The organism is Burkholderia pulmonis (assembly GCF_984667975.1).
Window position 1 is genome coordinate 1,661,342 of the sequence record NZ_OZ480186.1, and the last position, 21,253, is coordinate 1,682,594.

Genomic DNA, 21,253 nt, shown 5'->3' on the forward strand with positions numbered 1-21,253 from the left:
ATGAAATGAAAAGCCCGGTTGGCGATGCGCCACCGGGCTTTTTTCATGCGGCTCGCGCATGGAGATCAGCGCGACGCGAGCGGGTTCTTCTGCCCCATGTCGACGACCAGTGTGCCGTCCGGCAGCATCCGCACCGAGCCCTGTGCGACCTGACTGCGGTAGCCGTACAGGTCGAAACGCATCGGGCCTGCCGCGGCCGAGTTCCGGATCAGCGCGCGCACGTTCAGTTCGAGCACGTTGAACATCTTCATGTCGCCGCCTTCCATCCACATGTAGCTCGGCGCATCGATCTGCGGCGGCTTCGGTGCAGGCGTGCCCGCCGCGGGCCGGAACGTGAGGCGCAGTCCGTCGCGTTCGACGGTTGCGTGGCCGAGCTTGCCGTTCAGCACGGGCGGCGGGAACACGGTGTACTGGTCGAGCACGAGCGTGTCGCCGCGCAGTTCCGCGCCGCGCCGCTGCAGCGGCGTCAGCGACGCGAGCTCGATGCCGAGCGAGCGCAAGAGCTTCGCCTGCGGGATGCCGAGTACCGACACCTGCGATGGCTTGAATGCGAGGTGGCGGTCGTCGAGCACCGTCAGCGAGCCCTTCATGTCGGTCGGCAGCCAGACGCCCGGCACGTGATTCCACAGCTTGATGCCGCCCTGAACGCGCAGGTTCTGGCCGTCCGCGCTCAGTTGCAGGTCGTTCAGCGAACGCGGCGAGTAGTCGAGCAGGTAGTTGTTGAACAGCGCCGACATCGCCTTCCACGACTCGACGACCGTGCCGCCGAGAATGCGGATGTCGTACTGGTTCGGATCGTCGAGATCGACGGGTTCGCCAGGGCGCTTCGACACGAGCTCCACGTCGAGATCCTCGACATGAAAGCCGATATCGCCGGACAGGTTGAAGTCGACGTTGCGCAGATGGATCGTCGGGTTGCGGTTCGACACGTGCCGTTCGTTGAACGGTGTGGTCGACGTGCGACGCATCGCGACCTTCTGCATGCCGGGCCGCACGGCGTCGGCCGCGATTGCATAGGCTTCCCAGTGCTGGCGCACGTCGCGCAGCGCGTTCTGCTGCGCGGTGAGGAAGCTGTCGTTCAGGCGTGCGCCCGCATTGCCGAGCAGTGCGCCGCTGGCCGGCCCCGTGTACGACGGCATCCGGATCGCCATCGCACCGGTTTCGTCGAAATTGAAGTAGCCGGCCGATACCTGGTCGCGATAGTGATACAGGTCGAACACGAACGTCTGGTCGCGCTTCGACGGATCGACCGGGCCGATCAGGATGTCCGCGTTCATCGGCATCGAGCGCATGAACTTCACGTCGCCGCCGCGGATGTACATTGCCTGCTGCGGCGCATTCGCGGGCATCGCGAAGCCGGCGTGCGTGCCGTCGTCGAGCTTGAGGTCGAGGCCGGCCGGCGTCACGCGTAGCGCGGTGATCGTCAGCTTCAGGCGCGGCGGCGGCATCAGCTTGTCGACCGCCATCACGAGATCGTCGCCGGAAAGCTGCGCGATCGGCGTCTGGACCTTCAGCAGGTCGGCCATTTTCACGTTGGCTGCACGCATCACGGGCTGCGCGTTGATGCCCGACACGCGCACGCCGGTCGGGTGGAACACGAGCTGGCTGCCATCGCGGATCGCGAGCGTGCCGGTCAGCGAGAACGGCACCCAGCCGTCGCGCTGCATCTCGCCTTGCAGATGGATCACACCGTCGCCCGCCGACACGGCGAGCTTGCGCAGCGGCGCGTTGCGGTAGCCGAAGATGTAGGTGTTGAAGAGGGCGGTCAGCTTCGCGTTGTCGAGCGTGACCGTGCCTTCATGCACGTCGATCTCGAAGCTCGTCGGATCGTCGAACACGATCGGCGCGCCGGCTTGCGTCGGCACGAGCGTGGCCGACAACTGATGGATGAAGAAGCCGAGGTTGTTGACGATGCGGAAATCGACGTCCCGCAGGAACGTCATCGCACCGTTCTGGCCGGAGTCGCGCAGCGTGAACGGGCGCGGCTGCGTGAGGCTGATCGATGCGAGCGACGGCACGGTGCGTGCGATCTGTTGTTCGCGCGCGAGGCGTTCGGCTTTGGTGCGTTCGATTTTCGTCGACGCGATCGATGCATTGTTGTCGCGCTGCGCGGCCGATTCCGCGCAGCCGGCGCAGAGCAGGGCGAGCGCGAGTGTGCCGCAGCCGAACACGCGGGACGGCGTGTGCGACACCGGGCCGGGCATGCGTCGCAGCCCGGAAAACCAGTCGAAAATTGCCAAAGGCGAGCGATGGCCGCGCCGGACCGCATTCCGCATCGTCTGTCTCCATGTCTTGTCGTGATCGACGGCGGCGCGCGCCACTGCGCGGTGCGAGCGTCGATGCCGTGCAGTGTGTCATAGCGTGCTAGAGCGGCGTTACCAAACAACGGGCGCCCGGGCAGGGCGTGCCGGCGTGCTGCAGGACAATGGATTCGAGGTGGCTGGGGGCTCGAATCAAACGGTCGTTTGGTTTGTGCGGGGCGTCGGCCGGCGTCTTGCTGCGCGACGATGAAATCGGCGATCAGCCTTGGCCGGCGCGGGTCTCATCCGATGGATGGCGCAGCGACCGGTTAGATCAGCATGCGCTGCCGGATCGCGTTCTGCGTGCCCTGATCGAGCTGCAGGCCGCTCTCGATATACGAAGCCATCGAGCCGTAAGATGCCGCGACCTGATCGAATGCCGCTTGCAGATAGTCGGCGTGGGCGCCTTGCAGTGCGGTCATCATGTCCGCCGCATTCTGTCCGCCGGCTTTTTGTGCTTGTGCGACGGAAGCGGCGATATCGGCTGCGCTATACACGTTGGTCAGCAGGTAGTCGTCGACGATCGTCTGCTGCGGGACGCCGAGGATCGTGTGCAGAATGGCGGCCGCCCAGCCGGTGCGATCCTTGCCGGCCGTGCAGTGGAACACCAGGTTGTCGCCCGTGCCGGCGAAGCCGCTGAACAGCGCGTGATAGCTGGCGTGTGCGGTATCCGACGTCACGAACGTACGGTACATGCCCAGCATGAAGGCGGTCGCGGTTGCGCCGCTGGTCGGCAGCGGATCGATGCTGGCGGCGCCGAGCACGTTGAGGTTTTGCCACGCGGCGCCGGCGAGCGTCACGTCCGGTTGCGTCTTGATCTCCGCGGGCGTGCGCAGGTCGCAGACCTGCCTGATGCCGAGCGTACCGACGGTCGCGACATCTGCAGCGGACAATGCGAGCGCGGACGAGCGATAGATCACGCCTTTCTTCATCTTTGCGCCGCCGGTCGTCACGTAGCCTGTTCCATCCGGCCCGGCCGTGTCGCGGAAATTCGACGCGGAAGCCAGCCGCGGTGTCGTGACCGGCGCGACCGACATCGAGTCGCCCCCGCATGCCGACAGCAGCGACGCGCTCCCCAGCGCCACGCCTATCGTACCGGCGCTCAGCCGGAGAAATTGTCGACGGGAAATTTCGTTTTTCTGATGCATTCGATGCCCTGTGTCGAAGAGGGTGACAAGAAGTCGCGACCGCGATGGCGACCGGAGCCGCTTTCTGCTGCTCATGCAACGCGGCAAAGCCGGGCGTGCCGGATCGAGCGACATGCGGCCGGACGGCATGCCGTGCATGCGAATCTCACGCCGGCCAACCGCACGGTAGCGATTTGCGGCGAAGCGGCCATCGTCCTTTTCGATTAGGGACGCATGCGGATTGCCGGTGCGGGCCGGATATCGACGGGTGGGATCGGCGGCGGCGGGGTAAGATCGGCGTCAGTGGCCGGTTCGATCACAACACGGTAGCCATCACGGGGAAGCGCCATGGATCTGAAGGAAGTCGACGTACTGGGTTCGGGGGTCGGCGATCACTGGTACTACGCGTCGAAGGCGAGTGCGGTTCGCCGGTTCCTGGGCGGGGCGGGCGCGACCCGGATCCTCGACGTCGGCGCGGGCTCCGGCTTTTTTTCGAAGCATTTGCTCGAACGCACGCAGGCGACGGAAGCATGGTGTGTCGATACGAGTTACGCCGACGACAGCGACGGCGAGGCGGCCGGCAAGCCCATTCATTTTCGGCGGTCCGTCGATCGATTCGATGCCGATCTCGTGTTGCTGATGGATGTGCTCGAACATGTCGACGACGATGTCGGGCTGCTGACGCAGTACGTGAAGGGTGCGCCTGCCGGTAGCCGGTTCCTGATCACGGTTCCCGCGTTCCAGTTCCTCTGGAGCGGGCATGACGATTTCCTCGAGCACAAGCGCCGATATACGCTCGACGGCCTCGAGGACGTGGTGCGGCGTGCGGGGCTCGACGTCGAGCACGGCGCCTATTATTTCGGCCTGACGTTTCCGCTCGCGGCCGCCATACGGCTGAGAGAGCGTGCGCGCACGCATCCACGCGAGCCTGCGTCGCAATTGCGCCGCCACCATCCGTTCGTCAATGGCCTGCTCAAGACGATCTGCCGCGTCGAATTGCCGATGTTCCGCTTCAACCGCGTCGCCGGTTTGACGGTCATGTGCGTGGCGCGCAAACGGTGAGTGCGACGCGGGTGCCGGTGGACGACACGTGTGCGTCTTCCTTTCGCCACGCCAAAAAATTTCACAAGGACATTCACAAAAATGCATGCGACCCGTTCTAAATCGGATAACTGTCTGTTATAATTTTTTTCTTTCGGGGCGTAGCGCAGCCTGGTAGCGTACCTGCATGGGGTGCAGGTGGTCGGAGGTTCAAATCCTCTCGCCCCGACCAGACAAGAACCCGCGTCAGCGCAAGCTGACGCGGGTTTTTTCTTGGCCGTCGCTTTTTTGCACATCGCGGCGCGGCCCCGGTAAAATAGAAGGTTGCCACGGAAAGCGCCGTGATTTAGCGGAAGAGGATTCCCCGAACATGACTGATCTTCGTCTTACCATGCGGTTCGCTGCAGTGCTCGCCACCGGCGCGCTCGTCGCCGGTTGCGGTACGTCGTCGCCCACGAAAGTGGACTACAAGAGCGATTCGAAATCGAAGGAAGCGTCGCTCGCAGTGCCGCCCAACATGCTCGACGAGACGGCCGATCAGCGTTCGCTGCCGCCCCAGAGCGGCGTGACTTCCCTGTCCGCGCTTCAGCAGGTCCAGCAGACAGCGCCTGCGCTCGACACCGTCGCACCGGCCGTGACCGGCATGCATATCCAGCGCGACGGCACCGAGAGCTGGCTCGTGATCGACGGCAAGCAGCCCGCCGACATCTGGCCGCAGGTGCGCCGGTTCTGGCAGGAGCAGGGCTTTCTGCTCGTCGTCGACCAGCGCGACAAGGGCGTGATGGAAACCGACTGGAACGAAACCCATCCGCAGATCAACGACGGCCTGATCCGCAGCGTGATCTCGAAAGCGATGGGTAATTCGTACGTGACGGCCGAGCGCAACAAGTACCGCACGCGCCTCGATTCGGCACCGAACGGCGGCACCTATGTGTTCATCAGCCAGAAGGGGATGCGCGAGGCGATCACCGGCGCGAACAACGATTCGAGCAAGTGGGAGCCGAAGCCGAACGATCCGGCGCTCGAGACCGAATACCTGAAGCGGCTGATGGCCGTGCTCGCGCAGAACGAGCAGCGCGCGAAGAATGGCGAGCCGCCGATCGCGAACATCAAGGACAACACGATACCGAAGGACAAGAAGGCCGACGCCGACGCATCGTCGAAGGCCGCCGCGGCAATTGCTGCGCAGAACGTCACGCGTACGTCGGCGCAGGGCAACGATGCGGCCGACGTGGCCGTGCCGTCCGAAGTCACGCTCGGCGAGCCGTACGACCGGTCGTGGCTGCACGTCGGCCTCGCGCTCGATCGTGCAAACTTCACGGTCGACGATCGCGATCGCGCGAAGGGCCTGTATTTCGTGCGCTATGTCGATCCGAAGGATCTGAGTTCGGCCGAGCAGGGCTTCTGGAGCCAGTTGTTCCACGGCAAGAAGGAAAAGCAGGCGAAGCAGTACCGCGTCAACGTGAAGGCGCTTACCGACGACCAGACGCGCGTCGCGGTCGTCGACGATTCGGGTGCAATCGATACGTCGTCGCCGGCTCGCCAGATCATGGGGCTGCTCGTCAATCAGCTCCGCTGATCCCGGCATTTCTCCGCCCCCGTGAAAAGCCCGCCACCCGGCGGGCTTTTTTCATGGCCGTTCGCCGCCGCATCCGCTCGGGCGGGGCGGGGCCTCCTCGTGACGTTACGTAACATCCGTGCGTTACGGCGGCAGAACACGCGTCACATTGTCGGCGATCTAAGAATTTTTCCTTATAAATCAATGGAGTGTTTGGCGTTTTATGCCTGGCACGCAACCTGCTTTATATGTTGGAATCGTTAGAACAGGGAGGACGGCGTCAGCGTCCCGGAGGGGCGTCGCGAGCGCCCGAACAACGGTATCGACGCCTTCAAATGCCGGTGCGACAAGCATCGGCGCAACTGATGACGATCCGCGCCTGAGTGCGGATCCCGATGGCCCCGTCGCCTATCCTCGTAGGGCGACGGTTTCGCCCGCGCTTCTCTGAAGCGCGGGCTATTTTTTTTGGGTCGTCATGCCGTGTCGTGTCGACGCGGCCGATGCGTGATTCGCGTATTCTCGGATTTTTTCGGATGAGGGGGGGGGCGGGAATGGCGGAAATTGCAGTCGTGGCGCTGATCGTGGCGAAGCCGGGCGCGGAGGAAAAACTGCGCACCGCGCTCGAGGGGATCGTCGAGCCGACCCGAAACGAAGCAGGCGCATTGCAGTACGACCTGCATCGGGATCTGAAGGAACCCGCGCGGTTCGTATTCATCGAGCGTTGGGAGAGCGAGGAGGCGCTGGCCGCCCATGCGCGTTCAGCGCATATTCTCGCGCATCGTGAAGCGGCCGCGGACTGGATCGAGCGTTCCGAAATCCGCGTGCTGTCTAAGCTCGTCTGAGCCGGATGGCGCGACCGGACGTGTCCGGTCGCGGTAGCGCGTCAGTGCGACGTGCTGGGTACGTCGAGGATCAGGATGATCGTCCAGTCGGCGTCGCCGTCATGGTGATATTGGCGCTCGGCCACGATGAACGGTTGCTGCTTGCCTTGCGGGCCGAGGAACAGCACGTCGCCTTCCATCGGCAGGCATTCGATCGGCGGCAGCGCGAGGAATGCGTCGGCCGAGCCGCGGGGCATCAGTTGCTTGATCTGGCGAGTGGCGGCTTCGGTCCACTCGATGTCGAGTTGAATGTTGCTCATGCTGTCCTCCGCACCGGGGTGCGCACGGGTGGAAAATTTCGGTGCGCGACTTTAGCACAGCGCGCGGGCGCCGCAAGCAAAAAAGCCGAACCCGGTTGCCCGGATTCGGCTTTTCGCTTGTACGGTGCCGCCGAACTTACTGGCTGGCAGCGTCTGCGGCCTTGGCAGCCTTCTTGCCGGCCTTCTTCGCTGCTGCCTTGTGATGAGCAGCCTTCTTGCCGTGGTGATGCTCTTCTTGCATGGCCGGCTGAGCGGCTTCGGCCGCTTGCTGCTGTTGCAGCGCTTGTGCGCGCTGCTCGATCTCGGCGATCTTGGCCGGATCGGTGATGGTCTGGATCTGCGTGCTCTCTTGCGCATACGCTGCGCCAGTCAGCGCCGACATCGCTACCAGGATAGCCAGGGACGTCTTCTTCATTGCTTTACCTCCGCTAAGTGGTGATGAACCCGAGTGTTGCCGTTTTGTCTGGCGACTGCAATCGAGTGCGCGTCGAGTGTAACAAAAGTGACGGATCAATGTGCACCGGATCGCGGCGCGATGCAAGGCCCCGTTGAAGTCGCGCAACACTTGGCGTACTTCGTCACGTGTCTGCCATCCAGGGCGGCACGGCTATTTCCGCGTCCGTTTTCGCGCTGTCGTCAAAACCATCCGAGCCATCGATAGACGTGGAATTGTGCGATACCGACCAGTTCGTGCAGTGCCTGCTCGGCGTTGGCCACATTGCGCCAGCGCGGCAGCCAGCCCGTTTGCGCACGCCGGAGATTCGCATAAACAGGCTGCGGATCGATGCCGAAGCGGCGGAAATCGAGCAGGGCGCGGCGCATCTGGTACGACGACGTGACGAGGATGCGCGCGTCGTCATACTGTGAGCGTAGTATAGACGCAGTGAATTTCGCATTTTCGTAGGTTGTGCGGCTGTTCGGTTCGAGCATGAGGTCGGCGGGCGCAACCCCGTCCGAGACGAGTTGGCGGCCGTATACGGCCGCCTCGGTTTCGCCGTGATGCTGCGGGTCGCCGCCCGACATCACCACGGTGCAGCGCTCGGCCTGCTGCCGGCACGTACGATAGAGCGCAGCAACCTTGCGGATGCGTGCGACGCCGTCGGGTGGCGGCTGCAGTCCCGCATCGGTGCGGCGCGTGCCGGCGCCGATGAGGATCAGTGCGGTCCGCCCGTGCATGTCCGGGTGCTCGACAGGCGTGACGCCGGCCTCGGTCCATGCGATCAACGGCGCCGCGAGCCAGCCCGTCGCGAGCAGCCAGAACAGCGCAGCGGCGGCGATCGAAATGGTTCGACGCTGCTTGCGGCAGAGCATGAAACAGATGAAGAGAAGTACAAATGAATCGAACAGAATCAATTTGATTGGGGTATGGTGTCTTTTTATGGACGGCTGACGATCCGGCCCTGACGCGACGCCGAAGAACGTCGGCCTCCAGAATCGGTGGCGGTTTCGGCGGGCGGAAACCCCGCCCGGCGCGCCGCTTCGCATTGTCGCTGCACTTTAAGAAAGAATCGAGATGGCCACGTATTCCAACGAAGCGGTGCTCGACGCATTGAGACGAGTGCAGTACCGCCAGGTACCGTGGGCACGCCGCCCGGGCGTGTTCGAGTATCTCCGTTCGCTCGGGCTGATGGACACGGTCAGGCAGAAGACCGTCGCCCCCGCGCCGGGCTTTCATGCACCGGTCGACATCGCCATACTGACCGACACCGGTCGAGCCGAATTCTCGCGCCTCGAGCGCGACGAGAAATTACTTTCCTGGACCGATCGCCGCATGGACGACTACGCATTGAGCGAAGCGAGCGCCGTGGCGATTCTCGAAAGTCGCCTGTAGCGGCTGCATCAACCCGCCACGTGCATCGTCGGCGCAGGCCGTCGATGCAAAAAAAAGCCCGTATCGCGAGGATACGGGCGTACCGGATACTTTTGCTGCTGCCACGCTGTGCTCATGGCAACGGATGTGACTCGTCGCATGCGGTGCAGTTCCCGAAAGCGGGCACTTTCTTTGGCGAATTCCTGAAATTGGCAGGACTACGGATGACGCGGCGCGTCGGACGGCTGCGAGCCGATGCGTGCCCGCGCGTTGCTGGCGATGTCGCCGCGCAGGTCGCCGCGCGGCACGGTTTGCCGGCTGGGCGTGTTCGCGGACGGCGGCTGGCGAGGCGTATTGCGGTGATCCTGCTGGCGATGGGGCGGCTTCGTGCGATCGTCGGCGTGGGCTGGGGCGGTCAGCACCATGGAAATGACAATGCCGCATGCAACGAGCAGTGACATTGGTTTCATGGCGGGGCTCCCTTCAAGCCATCGGCGCGGCCTGTTGATATGTCGCTAAGGTAAGCGTGGGAGTGCAGGCTTGCTGTAAATATTGGTAAATAGATGTTTCGCGGCACGACAACGGTAATCGACGGCAATGCAGGCGTCGCGAAAAAGTCGCGTCGCCGAAAAAAACCGGGCGGCCGAAGCCGCCCGATCGAGCATGCGTTACGCCATCTTCACGGGCGCGCGCCAGGATTCCGGATTGGTCCAGAAGGCGCCGCGCAGCCGGTCGCGGCTCGGCGGTGCAGGCGGCTTCGCAGCGCTTGCGCCGATGCGCCCGCGCAGCGAAATCTGCCGGCCGCTCGTGCCGAGTCGTTTCACGATTTCGGCGAGCGTGCCGTCTGCCTGCCATTCGTCGAAGCGGCGGCGGCAGGTCGGCGGCGACGGATAGCGGCCCGGCAGCTTCGACCAGCCTTCACCCGTCGACAGCACCCACAGCACGGCGTTCACCACCGAGCGTGCTTCCACGCGGGGACGGCCGCGCCGTTCACTCCGTGCGGGTTCCGAGCAAAACAGACCCTCGACCAGCGCCCACTCGTTATCTCTCAAATCGTCGAACAGCATCATGTCCTCACCTCAGCGAAGCTAACTCCGGTGCGCTGCCCTGCGCCGCGCACTCTTCAAGCACTCGATCCGTCGAGTGCCGGGTGGGGGCGTCCGGTTGGCCGGCAGCGGCGTTTCTGCTCTTCCGTCCGACGAAACCTGCGCCCTGTGCGCCAGGTAATGCACGAAGCGTGCCATGTCGGAGGTCAATCCCTCGAGAGCCGCTTGGCAGCGAGCTAACGGCTAAGTCAGCTAGGGGCGTATAAGACGCCAAAATAACCCGCCAGCAAATCGGGACAATCACCAATCTTGTGCAGTTCGCCCGCGCCACGTGCGTTTGCGTAGATATTGCACCGCAGCGAAACATGTGCGACAGGTGCCGGATTCATCCATCGACGCCGGTTTCGCGCATTAAAATCACGCATCGATATCGACGATTGATGAGGTTATGAGATGAACGTCACGCTGCGCCAGCTTCGCGTATTCATCGAGGTCGCGCGGCTCAGGAGCTTCAGCCGGGCGGGCGACGAGATCGGGCTCACGCAGTCCGCGGTCAGCCGTTGCGTGCGTGAGCTCGAGGCCGAGCTCGGGCTGAAACTGATCGATCGCACGACGCGCGACGTGCAACTGACCGACGTCGGTGCGAACCTGATCGCGAGCGTGTCGCGCCTGATCGACGATCTCGACGACACGCTGCGCGAGATTCGCGAGATCGGCGAGCAGCGCCGCGGGCGCGTGATCGTCGCGGCGAGCCCGACGATCGCATGCAGGCTGATGCCGCGCGTGGTGGCATCGTGCGAGCGCCAGTTCCCGTTCGTGACGCTCGGCCTGCGCGACGACGTGCAGAGCGACGTGCTGCGCAAGGTCAAATCGAGCGAAGTCGATTTCGGTGTCGTGATCGGCCCGCTCACGGTCGCCGATCTCGTCTGCGAGCCGCTGATGACCGATTCGTTCTGCCTGGTCGCGCGCGCCGACCATCCGCTCGCCGCGCGTGCCGAGGTGCCGTGGACGGCGCTGGACGGCGAGCGCCTCGTGCTGCTCGATCATGCATCGGGCAGCCGGCCGCTGATCGACGCAGCGCTTGCCACCCATCGCGTGAGCGCGACGGTCATGCAGGAACTCGGGCATTCGGCGACCGTGTTCGGGCTCGTCGAGGCCGGTGTCGGCGTGAGCGTGCAGCCGTGGCTGTCGTTGCCGCTGCCGGCCGGCTCGACGCTCGTTGCGCGGCCGCTCACGCCGCGCACCGAACGCACCGTCGAGCTTGTGCGCCGTCGAGACCGGTCGTTGTCGCCCGCGGCGCAGGCGATCTGGGAACTCGTGCGGCAGATGCCGGCGAGGGCGGAGGATCTGGACTGACGCGCACCGGCATGCGCCGGTCCGGCTTGCCGGTCGGTACACTACGCGGATCGTGTTCCTCGGCGGTGGTTCTCGATGGCGCATTCCGCAGATTTTTTTCCGACGACCGATGAGCCGGCGGCGCGTGCCGTGGTGCGCGCGCTACGCCCGTCGCTGATCCGGGAGGTGGCAAACGCAGGCTTCGGCGTGCCGGACATGCTGCCGTTCTGGTTCGGCGAATCCGATCGCGTGACGCCGGATTTCATTCGCGATGCCGCAGCAGCAGCGCTGCGCGACGGCGCGACCTTCTACACGCACAATCTCGGCATTGCGCCGTTGCGCGACGCGATCGCGGCCTACGTCGGCGTGCGTCACGGTGCGACGGCGGCCGACACGGTAGCCGTGACGAGTTCGGGCGTAAGCGCGCTGATGCTGGCCGCGCAGTTGCTGGTCGGTCCCGGCGACCGTGTCGTCGCGATTACGCCGCTGTGGCCGAATCTCGTCGAGATTCCGAAGATCCTCGGGGCGCAGGTCGAATGCGTGCCGCTCGGCTACGGCGACGCGGGTTGGCAGCTCGATGTCGGCCGGCTGCTCGAGGCGTTGACGCCTGATACGCGGATGCTGCTGATCAACTCGCCGAACAATCCGACCGGCTGGACGATGTCGCGCGACGAGCAGCGGGCCGTGCTTGCCCATTGCCGTCGTCATGGCATCTGGCTGGTTGCCGACGAGGTGTACGAGCGGCTCGCGTTCGATGAAGGCGGGGCGTCGTCGTTTCTCGATATCGCGTCTCGCGACGAGCGCGTCGTTGTCGTGAATTCGTTCTCGAAGGCGTGGGCGATGACGGGCTGGCGGCTGGGGTGGCTGATTGCGCCGGCATCGGTGATGGACGGCCTGTCGAAGCTCGTCGAATACAACACGTCGTGTGCGCCGGGCTTCGTGCAGGCTGCCGGCGAGGTCGCGCTGCGCGACGGCGAGCCGTTCGTGCGGTCGTTCGTCGCGGCACTGCGTGACGCGCGCGATCACCTGATCGCCGCGCTGCGGACGCTGCCGGGTGTCGAGGTGCCGCCCCCGCCGGGCGCGATGTATCTGTTCCTGCGCCTGCCGGGTGCGGCCGACAGCCTCGCTTTCTGCAAGACGCTGGTGCGCGACGCGGGGCTCGGACTCGCGCCCGGATGCGCATTCGGCCCGGAGGGGGAAGGGTTCGTGCGCTGGTGCTATGCGTGCGATCCGGTGCGACTCGACGCGGGCGTCGAGCGGCTGCGCCGGTTCCTCGCGCGCGGTGCGGCTCGCTGCTGAAGCGGGGCCGGAGCGGGCACGCCGTCCTGGCGGTGGACTGCTCGGCTCATCTTTACGCATCGGGCAATTTTGCGTAATATGGCGCTCAGTCACGCGGTTCCGTCGTTGAGCCGTGCTGTTCCGTCCGGTTTGGGCCTGGCCTGAAGTTGGTTCGCCGCCCCCGGTTCGTGCTCCCATCAATATGACCGATCAGAATCGGGCGAGCGCGTCTTCCGTTCCTTTCGTCTGTTTGTTGATCCGGTTCGTTTGACCACAGGGTCTGGCCTAGCTGCATGAATACCCAAGAGGCGAAGATCGTCCTCGAGACTGCTTTGATCTGCGCGCAGGAACCGCTGAAGCTCGGCGATTTGCGCAAGCTCTTTGCCGACGGCGTGTCGGCTGACACGGTCCGCACGTTGCTCGAAGATCTGAAACAGGATTGGTCCGATCGCGGTGTCGAACTGGTGGCGCTGGCGACCGGGTGGCGCTTTCAGAGCAAGCCGGCGATGCGTCATTATCTCGATCGCCTGCATCCCGAGAAGCCGCCGAAATATTCGCGCGCGGTGCTCGAAACGCTCGCGATCATCGCGTATCGGCAGCCCGTCACGCGCGGCGACATCGAAGAGATTCGCGGCGTCACGGTCAATACGCAGGTGGTCAAGCAACTCGAGGATCGTGGCTGGATCGAGGTGATCGGTCATCGCGATGTGCCGGGGCGTCCGGCGCTGTATGCGACGACCAAGCAGTTTCTCGACGATCTCGGCCTGAAGGCGCTCGACGACCTGCCGGCGCTCGAGGAGCCGGCCGCGAACATCGAGGCTGCGCTGCTGGCGCAGCAGGCCATGGATTTCGACGACATGCCGGCTGCCGACGAAGCGGCGGGCGATGTGCCGCAGGCGCTGGCGGATGAAATGTCCGCTGGCCAGCCGGTCGAATTGCCGGGCGATCCCGCGGCCGACGTTGCGTCGACGCAGGAAATCCCGAGCCGCGATACGCTCGATGCTGATCGCGGGCAAGCGGAACAAACGGAACAGGTCGGTGCCGAAGCAGTGCCGACCGGTGTACAGCCCGAGCCGCTGCGCGCGGATTGGAGCGAGGAAGATCGCAAGCCGGCCGCCGAAGCGGCTGCCGGAGACGGAGCGGAAGCGGCCGGCGACACGCCCGGCGAGGCTGGCCAGGCCGACGTCTCCCGTTCCCGTCCCGCGGACGACGAGATGCTGGACGACACGTCCGACAGTCTCGCGGATGCCGTACGAAGCGCCAGTGCACCCATCGGTGCCGACGCGCTGCCGGACGACGAAGCAGAACCCGAACAGCGTCGCGCCTGATCGCGGCCAACTTCTTGCCGCGCCCGCGCCGGGCGCGAGACCTGACATTTTGAGGTTGTTTTGACAGATATCCACGATATTGAATCGTCCGCGCCTGCCGTGCAGGCAGCGCGTGCAGACGATGCACCGGAGCAGGATGCTTCGGGTGGCGACGAGCGTCCCCGCCGCGGCCTGCGGCGCGGCCCGCGCAGCCTGATCGCGCGGCGTCGCGCGGCGGCCAAGTCGAAGGGCGCCGAAGGCGAGCAGCCGGGTGCCGAGGGCGCGGACGCGCAACCGGCGGAGGCTGCCGACGCGCAACCCGCGCGCGCGCCGCGCAAGGAAGGCGCGGCCAAGGGCGCCCGCAAGCCGGCCGGCAAGCGCGAAGGGGCGGCCAAGGGTGCCAGGGATGCCCAGGGCGGCCAGGGCCGTCGCGGTGCATCGAAGGCTGAAAGCGGCCCGGCGAAGGCGGAGGGCGAGGCGTCCGAGGACGAACTGTTCGCCTACGTGACGTCGCCCGCATTTGACGCGGACAACTCGGCGGGTGGTAGCGGCGTGCGTGCGCCGATGCTGCGCCGTGGCCGCAGCCAGCCGGCGAACAAGCGTGTGCTGTCGCCGGACGACGACGCGCCGAAACTCCACAAGGTGCTGGCGGAAGCGGGCATGGGCTCGCGCCGCGAAATGGAAGAGCTGATCGTCGCCGGCCGCGTGTCGGTGAACGGCGAGCCGGCGCACATCGGCCAGCGGATCATGCCGACCGACCAGGTGCGGATCAACGGCAAGCCGGTCAAGCGCAAGCTGCCGAACAAGCCGCCGCGCGTGCTGCTGTATCACAAGCCGACGGGCGAGATCGTCAGTCATGCGGATCCGGAGGGCCGTCCCTCGGTGTTCGATCGGCTGCCGCCGATGAAGACGGCGAAATGGCTTGCAGTGGGTCGTCTCGACTTCAACACCGAAGGTCTGCTGATGCTGACGACTTCGGGCGACCTCGCGAACCGCTTCATGCATCCGCGCTACAGCGTCGAGCGCGAGTATGCGGTGCGCGTCGTCGGCGAACTGGCCGAAGGCATGCGGCAGAAGCTGCTGCACGGCGTCGAGCTTGACGACGGCCCGGCGAATTTCCTGCGCATCCGCGATGGCGGCGGCGAAGGTACGAATCACTGGTATCACGTCGCGCTGGCCGAAGGCCGCAACCGCGAAGTGCGCCGGATGTTCGAGGCGGTCGGCCTGATGGTGAGCCGGCTGATCCGCACGCGTCACGGCCCGATTCCGCTGCCGCGCGGCCTGAAGCGTGGTCGTTGGGAAGAGCTTGACGACGCGGAAGTGCGCAAGCTGATGGCGACCGTCGGCCTGAAGGCGCCGTCCGAAGAGAAGGGCAAGCGCGGCGGTGTGGGCCAGGCCGAACGCCGCCAGCCCGATCCGATGGAGACGTCGATGGGCTTCATCAACCGCGAGCCGGTGCTGACGACGCACGGGCAACTCGACCAGCCGCGTCGCGGTGGTGGCCGGCGCGGCGCGCCGGGCATGCCGGGCCTGAGCGGCTACGGCAGCCTGCCGGTTGCGCCGTCGGGCTACGGCAACCGTACGGGCGGTGGCCGTGATGGCAACCGCGCCGGTGGCGGTGGTGGTCGCGACGGCAATCGTGCGGGTGGCGGTGGCGGTCGCGATGGCAATCGCGCGGGTGGCGGCGGCCGCGATGTCGACGGCAATCGAGCGTCGTACGGCGCCGGCCCCAAGGGTGCGGGCGCGGGCGGCAAGCGTGGCGGCAGCAAGGGCGGCGGCAATCGCAATCCGAACGGCAATCGTACCGAAGGTGCCGGCAACGGCGGCGGTGCGCGCGGCGGCCAGCGTCCGCAGCGCAGCCGCACGCGTGGCCGCTGAGCGGATTGACGCGCGGCGGCGCAAGGCCGCCGGCGCGTCGCATTGCGTTGGCGATTTTCGATTGTCTATATGTCGCGTGCCGCGACATGGCCGATCTCCGGTGCGGCAGGCTTGCACCGCTTGATCGGGCAGTCGATTTCGCATTTTCGGTCCGTAAAGGTGGTCGATGCGCTGCTTTTACCGGCTGGCTTGGCGTTTGCGCCAAAAATCGCTATAATCGCGGAGTCGCTGGGCGTACGGATTCAATGTGCGGCTCAGGTGCGACCACCAGTAAGAAGATGGGCGTTCCGCCCATTTTTTTTTGCTGAAACGGTTAGGCATCTCGGGTAGCGCTTCCTGCGCCGGCTAAGGCGCGCGCCCGCGGGTGAATCGCGAGCGGCGGGCGCGAACACCTGAGAGGACACAGTGCAACTGACGGAACTGATAGAAACCACGGTCACCGGGCTCGGCTACGAGCTGGTGGAACTCGAGCGCACCGGGCGCGGCATGCTTTGCATCTATATCGATCAGCCTGCCGGCATCTCGCTCGAAGATTGCGAAAAGGTTACGCGTCAGCTCCAGCACGTCTTGACGGTCGAAAATATCGATTACGAACGGCTCGAAGTCTCGTCCCCGGGGCTCGACCGCCCGTTGAAGAAGCTGGCCGACTTCGAGCGCTTCGCCGGCAGCGAAGTTTCCGTGACCTTGAAAAAGCCGCTGGACGGGCGCAAGACGTACCGGGGCATTCTGCACGCGCCGAATGGCGAAACGATCGGTTTGGAATTTGAGGGGAAGAAGGGCGAGGCAGCCATGCTGGATTTCACGCTGGCCGATATCGATAAAGCCCGCCTGATTCCGCAAGTTGACTTTAGGAGCCGCAAATAATGAGTCGCGAAGTGTTGATGCTGGTGGATGCGCTGGCGCGCGAGAAAAACGTCGACAAGGATGTGGTGCTGGGCGCCCTCGAGGCTGCGCTCGCGTCCGCTTCCAAGAAGCTGTTCGACGAAGGCGCCGAAATCCGCGTCCATATCGATCGCGAAAGCGGCGAGCACGAAACCTTCCGTCGCTGGCTCGTCGTGCCCGACGAGGCAGGCTTGCAGGAGCCGGATCGCGAGATCCTGCTGTTCGAAGCACGTGACCAGAATCCCGACGTCGAAGTCGGTGAGTATGTCGAGGAACCCGTTCCGTCGATCGAGTTCGGCCGCATCGGCGCGCAGGCCGCGAAGCAGGTGATCCTGCAGAAGGTGCGCGACGCAGAGCGCGAGCAGATCCTGAACGACTACCTCGAGCGTGGCGAAAAGATCATGACGGGTACGGTGAAGCGCCTCGACAAGGGCAACTTCATCGTCGAATCGGGCCGTGTCGAGGCGCTGCTGCGCCGCGATCAGCTGATCCCGAAGGAAAACCTGCGCGTGGGCGACCGTGTGCGTGCGTACATCGCGAAGGTCGACCGCACCGCGCGCGGCCCGCAGATCGAGCTGTCGCGCACGGCCCCCGAATTCCTGATGAAGCTGTTCGAGATGGAAGTGCCGGAAATCGAGCAGGGCCTGCTCGAGATCAAGGCGGCCGCCCGCGACCCGGGCGTGCGCGCGAAGATCGGCGTCATCGCATACGACAAGCGGATCGATCCGATCGGCACCTGCGTCGGCATCCGCGGTTCCCGCGTGCAGGCCGTTCGCAACGAGCTCGGTGGCGAAAACATCGACATCGTGCTATGGTCGGAGGATCCCGCCCAGTTCGTGATCGGCGCGCTCGCGCCGGCAGCTGTCCAGTCGATCGTCGTCGATGAAGAAAAGCATTCGATGGACGTCGTCGTCGACGAGAACGAACTGGCTGTCGCGATCGGCCGCAGTGGTCAGAACGTTCGCCTCGCAGGCGAGCTGACCGGCTGGCAAATCAACATCATGACGCCGGACGAATCCGCCCTGAAGCAGGGTGAAGAGCGCGACCGGCTGCGTGCACTGTTCATGGCGCGTCTCGATGTCGACGAAGAAGTTGCCGACATCCTGATCGACGAAGGCTTCACGAGCCTCGAAGAGATCGCCTACGTGCCGCTCAATGAAATGCTCGAAATCGAAGCGTTCGACGAGGATACCGTGCACGAGCTGCGCAACCGCGCACGCGACGCACTGTTGACGATGGCCATCGCGAACGAAGAAAAGGTCGAGAACGCAGCGCTGGATCTCAAGAGCCTCGACGGCATCACGCCGGAGCTGCTCGCGAAACTGGCCGAACACGGCATGCAGACGCGAGACGATCTCGCCGAGCTGGCTGTGGATGAACTGGTCGACATGACCGGGATGGAAGAGGATGCCGCTAAGGCGTTGATCATGAAAGCACGTGAACATTGGTTCCAGTGAGAAATGACCATGGCGCACTGATTTGATGGCGGCCGTATGGCCTGACCCGATGCTAACCGCAAGGAATCGGTCCTTGCACTAAGAGGAATGAATGGCGAGTAACAACGTAGCCCAATTTGCCGCGGAACTGAAAATGCCTGCTGGTGTGCTGCTCGAACAGCTGCAGGCAGCGGGCGTCCAGAAAGCGAGTGAAGACGATGCGCTGTCCGAAGCGGACAAGGCGCGTCTGCTCGATCATTTGCGCAAGTCGCACGGCGCAACCGACGGCGACAAGCGCAAGATCACGCTGACCCGCAAGCATACGTCGGAGATCAAGCAATCTGACGCGACGGGCAAGGCTCGCACCATTCAGGTCGAGGTCCGCAAGAAGCGTACGTTCGTCAAGCGCGACGACGTGAGCGAGGGTGCGGAACAGGGTCAGGCGCAGGTCGCCGAAGCGGACGACGATGCAGAACTGATGCGTCGCGAGGAAGAGGCGCGCCGCGAGGCCGAGCTGCTCGAGAAGCAGGCGCAGGAACTGCGCGAGCGCCAGGAACGCCTGGAGCGCGAGGAAGCCGAACGCCGTGCCCGCGAGGAAGCGGCTGAAGCCGAGCGCCGTCGCGCCGAGGAAGAAGCCGCGACGAAGCGTGCCGTTGTCGAAGCCGCTGCAGCGCAGCAGCAGGCGGCAGCGCAGCAGGCCGCCGCAGCCGAGCAGGAAGCGACGAGTGCGCGGTCCGCAGAGGACGAAGCACGCGCGGCCGCCGAACGTGCGGCGCAGCGCGAAGCGGCGAAGAAGGCCGAGGACGCTGCCCGCGAGGCGGCCGACAAGGCGCGCGCCGAGCAGGAAGAGATCAGCAAGCGTCGCGCGGCGGCAGAAGCCGAAGCACGCGCGATCCGCGAAATGATGAATACGCCGCGCAAGGCCGTGGTCAAGGCAGTCGAGCCGCCGAAGCCGGTCGAGCCGCCGAAGCCGGCCGAAGCGAAGGGCACGCTGCACAAGCCGGCGAAGCCGGAGGGTGCACAGGCGCGTCCGGCCGTGAAGAAGCCGGCAGGCGCGGCCGCACCGGCAACGACGCAGGCACCGGCAGGTGCGGGCGACCGTAACAAGAAGCCGGGCGCAGGCAAGGGCGGCTGGCAGGACGACGCATCGAAGCGTCGCGGCATCAAGACGCGCGGCGACTCGAGCGGCGGCGTCGACCGCGGCTGGCGTGGCGGCCCGAAGGGTCGCGGCCGTCACCAGGACAGCTCGACGTTCCAGGCGCCGACCGAACCGATCGTCCGCGAAGTGCACGTGCCGGAAACCGTGTCGGTTGCCGATCTCGCGCACAAGATGTCGATCAAGGCCTCCGAAGTCATCAAGGTGATGATGAAGATGGGCCAGATGGTCACGATCAACCAGGTGCTGGACCAGGAAACGGCGATGATCATCGTCGAGGAACTGGGCCACCGCGCGGTTGCCGCGAAGCTGGACGATCCGGAAGCACTGCTCGTCGAAGGCGAAACGGGTACCGATGCGGAGCAGCTGCCGCGTCCGCCGGTCGTCACGGTCATGGGTCACGTCGACCACGGCAAGACCTCGCTGCTCGACCACATCCGCCGCGCGAAGGTTGCCGCTGGCGAAGCGGGCGGCATTACGCAGCACATCGGCGCTTATCACGTCGACACGCCGCGTGGCGTCATCACGTTCCTCGATACGCCGGGTCACGAAGCGTTCACGGCAATGCGTGCACGCGGCGCGAAGGCGACCGACATCGTGGTGCTGGTGGTGGCAGCCGACGACGGCGTGATGCCGCAGACGAAGGAAGCCATTGCCCACGCGAAGGCGGGTGGTGTGCCGATCGTCGTCGCGATCAACAAGATCGACAAGCCGGACGCGAACCTCGATCGCGTCAAGCAGGAACTGGTCGCGGAAGGCGTCGTGCCGGAAGAGTACGGCGGCGATTCGCCGTTCGTGCCGGTTTCGGCGAAGACGGGCGCGGGTATCGACGATCTGCTCGAGAACGTGCTGCTGCAAGCCGAAGTGCTGGAACTGAAGGCACCGGTCGAAGCGCCGGCCAAGGGCATCGTGATCGAAGCGAAGCTCGACAAGGGTAAAGGCCCGGTCGCGACGATCCTCGTGCAGTCCGGTACGCTGAACCGCGGCGACATCGTGCTGGCCGGTACCGCTTACGGCCGTGTTCGCGCGATGCTCGACGAGAACGGCAAGCCGACGAAGGAAGCCGGCCCGTCGATCCCGGTCGAAATCCAGGGTCTGTCGGAAGTGCCGGGTGCGGGCGAAGAAGTGATCGTGCTGCCGGACGAGCGCAAGGCGCGTGAAATCGCACTGTTCCGTCAGGGCAAGTTCCGCGACGTCAAGCTTGCGAAGCAGCAGGCCGCGAAGCTGGAAAGCATGCTCGAGCAGATGGGCGAAGGCGAAGTGCAGAACCTGCCGCTCATCATCAAGGCAGACGTGCAGGGTTCGCAGGAAGCACTCGTGCAGTCGCTGCTCAAGCTGTCGACCGACGAAGTGCGCGTGCAGATCGTGCACAGCGCGGTGGGTGGCATCAGCGAAAACGACGTCAACCTCGCGACGGCATCGAAGGCGGTCATCATCGGCTTCAACACGCGTGCAGATGCACAGGCGCGCAAGCTGGCCGAGTCGAACGGCATCGACATCCGTTACTACAACATCATCTATGACGCAGTGGATGAAGTGAAGGCGGCGATGTCGGGCATGCTGGCACCGGAGAAGCGCGAAGTCATCACCGGTATGGTCGAAGTGCGTCAGGTCTTCAAGGTGCCGAAGATCGGTGCAGTCGCCGGCTGTATGGTGACCGACGGTATCGTCAAGCGCTCGTCGTCGGTGCGCGTGCTGCGCAACAACGTCGTGATCTTCACGGGCGAACTCGAATCGCTGAAGCGCTTCAAGGACGACGTGAAGGAAGTGAAGCAAGGCTTCGAGTGCGGTATGTCGGTGAAGAACTTCAACGACATCGTCGAAGGCGACCAGTTCGAAGTCTTCGAAGTGACCGAAGTCGCGCGTACGCTGTAATCGTCGCGCATCGGCTCATGGGCGGGGCAGGCTTGGGCCTGTCCCGCCCATTTTCATGGTGGCGTGCCAATCATGGCCGCCGC

Annotated in this window: 17 protein-coding genes, 1 tRNA gene and 1 pseudogene; 12 read left to right on the forward strand and 7 right to left on the reverse strand. The window is 65.0% G+C overall.

Features of this window, described 5'->3' with window-relative positions; translation table 11 throughout:
• Positions 1-65: 65 nt before the first annotated feature.
• Both AC5LXK_RS07735 and AC5LXK_RS07740 read right to left on the reverse strand, forming a co-directional pair.
• Positions 66-2,276, reverse strand: a complete 2,211-nt coding sequence (locus tag AC5LXK_RS07735) for a hypothetical protein (RefSeq protein WP_493391044.1) — start codon at positions 2,274-2,276, stop codon at positions 66-68.
• 293 nt (positions 2,277-2,569) lie between these two features.
• Positions 2,570-3,385, reverse strand: a complete 816-nt coding sequence (locus tag AC5LXK_RS07740; protein ID WP_493391045.1) for a tyrosine-protein phosphatase — start codon at positions 3,383-3,385, stop codon at positions 2,570-2,572.
• A 390-nt stretch (positions 3,386-3,775) separates the two neighbouring features.
• Between AC5LXK_RS07740 and AC5LXK_RS07745 the strand changes: the two genes are divergently transcribed.
• The 4 genes from AC5LXK_RS07745 (at position 3,776) to AC5LXK_RS07760 (ending at position 6,868) form a co-directional block, all read left to right on the forward strand.
• Positions 3,776-4,489, forward strand: coding sequence for a methyltransferase domain-containing protein (locus AC5LXK_RS07745; RefSeq protein ID WP_493391046.1), 714 nt, complete (start codon positions 3,776-3,778; stop codon positions 4,487-4,489).
• Positions 4,490-4,623: 134 nt separating this feature from the next.
• Positions 4,624-4,700, forward strand: a tRNA-Pro gene (locus AC5LXK_RS07750).
• 138 nt (positions 4,701-4,838) lie between these two features.
• Positions 4,839-6,047 (forward strand): NlpB/DapX family lipoprotein, encoded by a 1,209-nt coding sequence (gene bamC / locus AC5LXK_RS07755; RefSeq protein WP_493391047.1) that lies wholly within the window; start codon positions 4,839-4,841, stop codon positions 6,045-6,047.
• A gap of 530 nt (positions 6,048-6,577) precedes the next feature.
• Positions 6,578-6,868 (forward strand): putative quinol monooxygenase, encoded by a 291-nt coding sequence (locus tag AC5LXK_RS07760; protein WP_493391198.1) that lies wholly within the window; start codon positions 6,578-6,580, stop codon positions 6,866-6,868.
• A gap of 41 nt (positions 6,869-6,909) precedes the next feature.
• Here AC5LXK_RS07760 and AC5LXK_RS07765 read toward each other — a convergent pair whose 3' ends face one another.
• The 3 genes from AC5LXK_RS07765 to AC5LXK_RS07775 all read right to left on the reverse strand — a co-directional run bounded on the left by AC5LXK_RS07765 (position 6,910) and on the right by AC5LXK_RS07775 (position 8,520).
• On the reverse strand, positions 6,910-7,167 hold the full coding sequence (locus AC5LXK_RS07765; RefSeq protein ID WP_011351788.1) for a hypothetical protein: 258 nt from the start codon (positions 7,165-7,167) through the stop codon (positions 6,910-6,912).
• Between the two features lie 136 nt (positions 7,168-7,303).
• Positions 7,304-7,582 (reverse strand): hypothetical protein, encoded by a 279-nt coding sequence (locus AC5LXK_RS07770; protein ID WP_175844316.1) that lies wholly within the window; start codon positions 7,580-7,582, stop codon positions 7,304-7,306.
• A gap of 221 nt (positions 7,583-7,803) precedes the next feature.
• A complete protein-coding gene (locus AC5LXK_RS07775) occupies positions 7,804-8,520 on the reverse strand; it encodes a YdcF family protein (protein ID WP_493391048.1) in 717 nt (238 codons plus the stop codon).
• A 160-nt stretch (positions 8,521-8,680) separates the two neighbouring features.
• Between AC5LXK_RS07775 and AC5LXK_RS07780 the strand changes: the two genes are divergently transcribed.
• Positions 8,681-8,998 carry a hypothetical protein gene (locus AC5LXK_RS07780; RefSeq protein WP_493391049.1) on the forward strand — a complete coding sequence of 106 codons (318 nt, stop codon included), beginning with the start codon at positions 8,681-8,683 and terminating at the stop codon, positions 8,996-8,998.
• A 197-nt stretch (positions 8,999-9,195) separates the two neighbouring features.
• Here the strand turns inward: AC5LXK_RS07780 and AC5LXK_RS07785 are convergent, their stop codons facing one another.
• Both AC5LXK_RS07785 and AC5LXK_RS07790 read right to left on the reverse strand, forming a co-directional pair.
• Positions 9,196-9,447, reverse strand: coding sequence for a hypothetical protein (locus tag AC5LXK_RS07785; RefSeq protein WP_493391050.1), 252 nt, complete (start codon positions 9,445-9,447; stop codon positions 9,196-9,198).
• A gap of 201 nt (positions 9,448-9,648) precedes the next feature.
• Positions 9,649-10,044, reverse strand: a pseudogene (locus AC5LXK_RS07790) (transposase); the annotation flags it as partial.
• A gap of 432 nt (positions 10,045-10,476) precedes the next feature.
• Here AC5LXK_RS07790 and AC5LXK_RS07795 point away from each other — a divergent pair.
• The 7 genes from AC5LXK_RS07795 to infB all read left to right on the forward strand — a co-directional run bounded on the left by AC5LXK_RS07795 (position 10,477) and on the right by infB (position 21,170).
• Complete coding sequence (locus AC5LXK_RS07795) at positions 10,477-11,379, forward strand: LysR family transcriptional regulator (protein WP_493391051.1); 903 nt, start codon at positions 10,477-10,479, stop codon at positions 11,377-11,379.
• Between the two features lie 75 nt (positions 11,380-11,454).
• Positions 11,455-12,657 carry a pyridoxal phosphate-dependent aminotransferase gene (locus AC5LXK_RS07800; protein WP_493391052.1) on the forward strand — a complete coding sequence of 401 codons (1,203 nt, stop codon included), beginning with the start codon at positions 11,455-11,457 and terminating at the stop codon, positions 12,655-12,657.
• Between the two features lie 272 nt (positions 12,658-12,929).
• Positions 12,930-13,964 (forward strand): SMC-Scp complex subunit ScpB, encoded by a 1,035-nt coding sequence (scpB, locus tag AC5LXK_RS07805; protein WP_493391053.1) that lies wholly within the window; start codon positions 12,930-12,932, stop codon positions 13,962-13,964.
• 60 nt (positions 13,965-14,024) lie between these two features.
• Complete coding sequence (rluB, locus tag AC5LXK_RS07810; RefSeq protein ID WP_493391054.1) at positions 14,025-15,821, forward strand: 23S rRNA pseudouridine(2605) synthase RluB; 1,797 nt, start codon at positions 14,025-14,027, stop codon at positions 15,819-15,821.
• 405 nt (positions 15,822-16,226) lie between these two features.
• The gene (rimP, locus tag AC5LXK_RS07815) at positions 16,227-16,685 is read left to right on the forward strand and encodes a ribosome maturation factor RimP (protein WP_006476167.1); all 459 of its coding nucleotides are present in this window, start codon (positions 16,227-16,229) and stop codon (positions 16,683-16,685) included.
• Positions 16,685-18,160, forward strand: a complete 1,476-nt coding sequence (nusA, locus tag AC5LXK_RS07820; protein ID WP_175014806.1) for a transcription termination factor NusA — start codon at positions 16,685-16,687, stop codon at positions 18,158-18,160. Before rimP ends, nusA begins: the two co-directional genes overlap by 1 nt.
• A gap of 91 nt (positions 18,161-18,251) precedes the next feature.
• Positions 18,252-21,170 (forward strand): translation initiation factor IF-2, encoded by a 2,919-nt coding sequence (gene infB / locus AC5LXK_RS07825; protein ID WP_493391055.1) that lies wholly within the window; start codon positions 18,252-18,254, stop codon positions 21,168-21,170.
• Positions 21,171-21,253: the final 83 nt, after the last annotated feature.